The 1,283-nt window shown below is 54.7% G+C and carries 1 protein-coding gene; it reads left to right on the forward strand.

What is annotated here, in order from left to right; all coding sequences use genetic code 11:
* On the forward strand, positions 1 to 1,283 hold a 1,283-nt coding region (locus BLV54_RS15260), incomplete at both ends, for a calcium-binding protein (protein WP_143032562.1).

Genomic DNA, 1,283 nt, shown 5'->3' on the forward strand with positions numbered 1-1,283 from the left:
ATCACCGTCAGCAACTACTTTTATCAAGATGCAACCAGCGCTTATGTGCTGGATGCGATTGAGTTCAGCGATGGCACCAGCTGGGATGTAACCACGGTTAAACAGAAGGTATTGCAGGGCACGATCGGCGCCGACAACATCACAGGCTTTGCCAGCAACGACACGATTGATGGTCTGGCTGGCAATGACAATCTGTCTGGGAGCAATGGCAACGATGTGCTGGAAGGAGGCGAAGGCACCGACACACTGTATGGCGGTGCTGGCGATGATGTGCTGAGAGGTGGTGCAGGTACCAACGATTACCTGACAGGAGACGCCGGCAATGACACCTATTTGTTTGCCGCCGGAGAGGGCAATACCAGCATCAATAACTACGATAGCAGTACCGGTCGCCATGATGTGCTGCGCTTTATGCAAGGGATCAATCCTGGCGAGGTGACGGTCACAGGTGATGCCAGCAATCTATACCTCACCCTGCAGAGTACCGGCGAGAAAATCACCGTCAGCAACTACTTTTATCAGGATGGAGCCAGCGCTTATGTGCTGGATGCGATTGAGTTCAGCGATGGCACCAGCTGGGATGTAACCACGGTTAAACAGAAGGTATTGCAGGGCACGACAGGTGTTGACAACATCACAGGCTTTGCCAGCAACGACACGATTGATGGCCTGGCTGGCAATGACAGCCTGAATGGCGCAGGAGGCAACGATACTGTAATAGGGGGTGCTGGTAATGACATCCTGTCTGGGGGCAATGGCAACGATGTGCTGGAAGGAGGTGACGGCACCGACACACTGTATGGCGGTGCTGGCGATGATGTGCTGCGAGGCGGGGCAGGTGCCAACGATTACCTGACAGGCGATACCGGCAATGACACCTATTTGTTTGCCGCCGGAGAGGGCCATACCAGCATCAGTAACTACGATACCGGTGTTGGCCGTCACGATGTGCTGCGCTTTATGCAAGGGATCAATCCTGGCGATGTAGTGGCAACGCGTGATAGCAGCAATCTATACCTCACCCTGCAGAGTACCGGCGAGAAAATCACCGTCAGCAGCTACTTTTATCAGGATGGAGCCGGCCCTTATGTCCTGGATGTCATTGAGTTCAGTGATGGCACCAGCTGGGATGTAGCCACCGTTAAACAGAAGGTATTGCAGGGCACGGCAGGCGCTGACAACATCACAGGCTTTGCCAGCAACGACACGATTGATGGCCTGGCTGGCAATGACACCCTGTCTGGGGGCAGTGGCAACGATGTGCTGGAAGGAGGCGACGGCAC

This window comes from Nitrosomonas sp. Nm33 (assembly GCF_900107265.1).
Taxonomy (GTDB): Bacteria; Pseudomonadota; Gammaproteobacteria; order Burkholderiales; family Nitrosomonadaceae; genus Nitrosomonas.